The organism is Curtobacterium sp. B18, from assembly GCF_000333375.1.
Classification (GTDB): domain Bacteria; phylum Actinomycetota; class Actinomycetes; order Actinomycetales; family Microbacteriaceae; genus Curtobacterium.
This window is the reverse complement of the sequence record NZ_BACZ01000092.1, coordinates 1-3,335: the sequence shown is the minus strand read 5'-3', so window position 1 is coordinate 3,335 and position 3,335 is coordinate 1. Positions and strand designations below refer to the sequence as shown.

The 3,335-nt window shown below is 68.8% G+C and carries 4 protein-coding genes; all 4 read left to right on the top strand.

All coding sequences use genetic code 11. The features are described from left to right. The coding region (locus I5E_RS02535) for an extracellular solute-binding protein (RefSeq protein ID WP_022905601.1) at positions 1-630 on the top strand (630 nt) is incomplete at its 5' end. Then, positions 630-1,670, top strand: coding sequence for a carbohydrate ABC transporter permease (locus tag I5E_RS02530; RefSeq protein ID WP_022905600.1), 1,041 nt, complete (start codon positions 630-632; stop codon positions 1,668-1,670). The genes I5E_RS02535 and I5E_RS02530, both read left to right, overlap by 1 nt. Further along, on the top strand, positions 1,670-2,563 hold the full coding sequence (locus tag I5E_RS02525) for a carbohydrate ABC transporter permease (RefSeq protein ID WP_022905599.1): 894 nt from the start codon (positions 1,670-1,672) through the stop codon (positions 2,561-2,563). The genes I5E_RS02530 and I5E_RS02525 overlap by 1 nt, the downstream gene beginning before the upstream one ends. Before the next feature lie 7 nt (positions 2,564-2,570). Then, positions 2,571-3,335, top strand: a 765-nt coding sequence (locus I5E_RS02520; RefSeq protein ID WP_022905598.1) for a family 4 glycosyl hydrolase, incomplete at its 3' end; no start/stop codon positions are given.

Genomic DNA, 3,335 nt, shown 5'->3' with positions numbered 1-3,335 from the left:
TCGGCCGTCCGCCGCCTGGAAGAGTTCATCACCTGGCAGAAGGACTTCGTCGACGAGATCGGGTACGACAAGCTCAAGGCCTTCACCTCGGGCCTCGGGCAGGAGTTCGCGGCCGACAACGCGTTCCAGACCGGCCAGGTCGCGATGCAGATCGACGGCGAGTACCGCACGGCGTTCATCAAGGACCAGAAGCCGGACCTCGACTACGGCACCGCGCCGACGCCGGTGATGGACGGCCTCGGCCACTACGGATCGACCTACATCGCGGGCAACGTCGCGGGCATCGCCAAGGGCTCGAAGCACCCCGAGCTCGCGTGGGCGCTGCTCAAGTACCTCTCCACGAACACCGACGCGCAGGTCACGATGGGCAACGGGTTGAAGAACATCCCGACGCTCACCTCGGCGCTGCAGTCCCCCGACCTCGAGGTCGACGAGAACTACAAGACCTTCGTCGACGTGGCGGGCAACGCGGACACGATGACCTCGCCCGGCACCGCAGACGGCGCCGCGTACATCGGCACGTTCACGAAGTTCTGGCAGGCGTACCAGGAGAACGGCGGGAACCTCGACGCCAAGCTCAAGCAGCTCGACTCCGACATCGACAACGCCAACCAGCTGGCTGGTCCGTGATGAGCGTCACCACCAAGACGACCGGCCGGGAGGCGCGGCTCGCCCGCGCCGCCCGGCCCACGGCCCCGACGGGGTCCGGTCCGGTGCCCCCGACGGCTCCACGGCGTCGGCCCCGCTCCGCCGAGTCGCGGCGTCGGCTCGTCGCCCTGACGATGCTGGCGCCGGCCCTGGCGGGCCTCGTGATCTTCTTCGCCTACCCGCTCGTCGCGTCGGTGTTCTACTCGTTCACCCGCTACAACCAGCTGCAGGAACCCGAGTTCGTCGGCCTGCTGAACTACCGGTTCCTGTTCACGCAGGACCCGCAGATCGGCCCCGCGGTCGTCAACACCCTGTGGTTCGTGGTCATCCTCGTACCGGTCCGGATCGTCTGCGGCCTGCTCGTCGCGGGACTCCTCAGCCGGGCGAAGACGGCCACCGGGTTCTGGCGGACGCTGTTCTACCTGCCCGCACTGGTGCCGCCGGTCGCGAGCGTCGTCGCGTTCGTGTTCCTCTTCAACCCGGGGACGGGGCCCGTCAACCAGATCCTGCGGGTCTTCGGGATCGACGGGCCGCTGTGGTTCAACGACCCGGCGTGGTCGAAGCCCTCGCTCGTGATCATGGGCGTCTGGGTGATGGGCGACATCATGATCATCTTCCTGGCGTCGCTGCTCGACGTGCCCCGCGACCTGTACGAGGCGGCGTCGCTCGACGGTGCGAACGGCGTCCAGCAGGTGCGGCACATCACGCTGCCGACGATCGCTCCGGTCATCGGCTTCGCGGTCGTCACGGGGGTGATCGCCGCTCTGCAGTACTTCACCGAGGCGGCGGTCGCGTCGGGCGTCGCGAGCGGCAAGGCGACCATCGGGGGCGGGACCGCGGCGCAGCTCGGCTACCCGGGCACCTCGCTCCTGACCTACACCGAGCTGCTCTACCAGCACGGGTTCGCGAACTTCCAGTTCGGCTACGCGTCCGCGATGGCCGTGGTCCTGTTCGTCATCACCGCGATCGTGCTCGTGCTCACGATGCGCCGGATCAGCGTGTTCCGACCGGAGGAGTCCTGATGACCGCCGTCTCCCAGTCCCCGCTCGCCCGGGCTCCCCGCGGCGCGGCACCCGGTGCTGCTCGCGGCCCGCGCCGGAGCGTGCTGCTCTGGATCGCGGAACACGCGGTCCTCGTGGCACTCGGCGTGCTGACGATCGCCCCGATCGTGTTCGTGGTCCTGACCTCGCTCATGTCGAGCAACCAGGCACTCACCGCGTCGATCCTGCCGCGCCCGTTCGACTTCTCGAACTACGGCCGGGTCTTCACCGAGCTGCCGCTCGCGCAGTGGTTCGGCAACTCGTCGATGTACGCGGTGCTCGCCACCGCGTTCATGCTGGTCAGCTCGGTCCCGGCGGCGTACGCGCTCGCCCAGATCCGGTTCCGGGGCGCGAACCTGGTCTTCACGGTGATCATCGTCGCGATGCTCCTGCCCCCGCAGGTGACCGCGGTGCCGGTCTACGTGATGTGGTCCGAACTGCACCTGACCGGCACGCTCTGGCCGCTCATCCTGCCGAACCTGCTCGGCGACGCGTTCAGCATCTTCCTGCTCCGTCAGTTCTTCATGACGATCCCGAAGGAGTACGGCGACGCCGCCCGCATGGACGGCTGCAGCGAGTGGGGCGTGCTCTGGCGGGTCGTCGTGCCGATGGCTCGGCCGGGCATCGCGTCGGCGGCGATCTTCATGTTCTTCCACTCGTGGAACGACTACTACGGCCCGCTGCTGTACGCGTCCGAGAACCAGGCCGCCTGGCCGGTGGCGTACGGGCTCGCCACGTTCCGCGGCCAGCACGGCACCGACTGGTCGATGACGATGGCGATGACCGTCGTCGTCATGGTCCCCGTCGTCGTCATCTTCTTCTTCGCACAGAAGGCATTCGTCGAGGGCATCGCGCTCACCGGCGTGAAGGGATAGCACTCCAGTGAAACTCGCAGTCATCGGTGGCGGATCCACCTACACCCCCGAACTCGTGGACGGCTTCGCCCGGCTCCGCGACCAACTGCCCATCGACGAGCTCTGGCTCGTCGACCCCGACCCCGTCCGCCGCGAACTCGTCGGCGGCGTCGCGAAGCGGATGTTCGCGCACGCCGGCCACCCGGGCACGATCCACGTCACGGACGACGTGGTCGCCGGGGTCAGCGACGCCGACGCGGTGATGTTCCAGCTCCGGATCGGCGGGCAGGCCGCCCGGCACCAGGACGAGACCTGGCCGCACGAGGCCTGCTGCATCGGACAGGAGACCACCGGACCCGGCGGGTTCGCGAAGGCGCTCCGCACGGTCCCGGTGGTGCTCGAGTACGCCGAGCTCGTCCGGCAGCACGCCAAGCCGGACGCCTGGATCGTCGACTTCACGAACCCTGTCGGCATCGTCACCCGGGCCCTGCTCGAGGCCGGCCACCGCGCCGTCGGCCTGTGCAACGTGGCGATCGGCTTCCAGCGCCGCTTCGCGGAGGAGTTCGACGTCGCGCCGTCGGCCGTCCGGCTCGACCACGTCGGCCTCAACCACCTGACGTGGGAGCGCGGCGTCCACGTGACGGACGCTTCCGGCGAGCGCGACGTCCTGTCCGAACTGCTCGCTGCCGACACCGGCGCCCTCGACCGGATGGCGGAAGAAGCGTGCACATGCCCGCCGACCTCATCCGGCTTGCAGCACGCCGTGCCCTCTTACTACCTGCGCTTCTTTCTA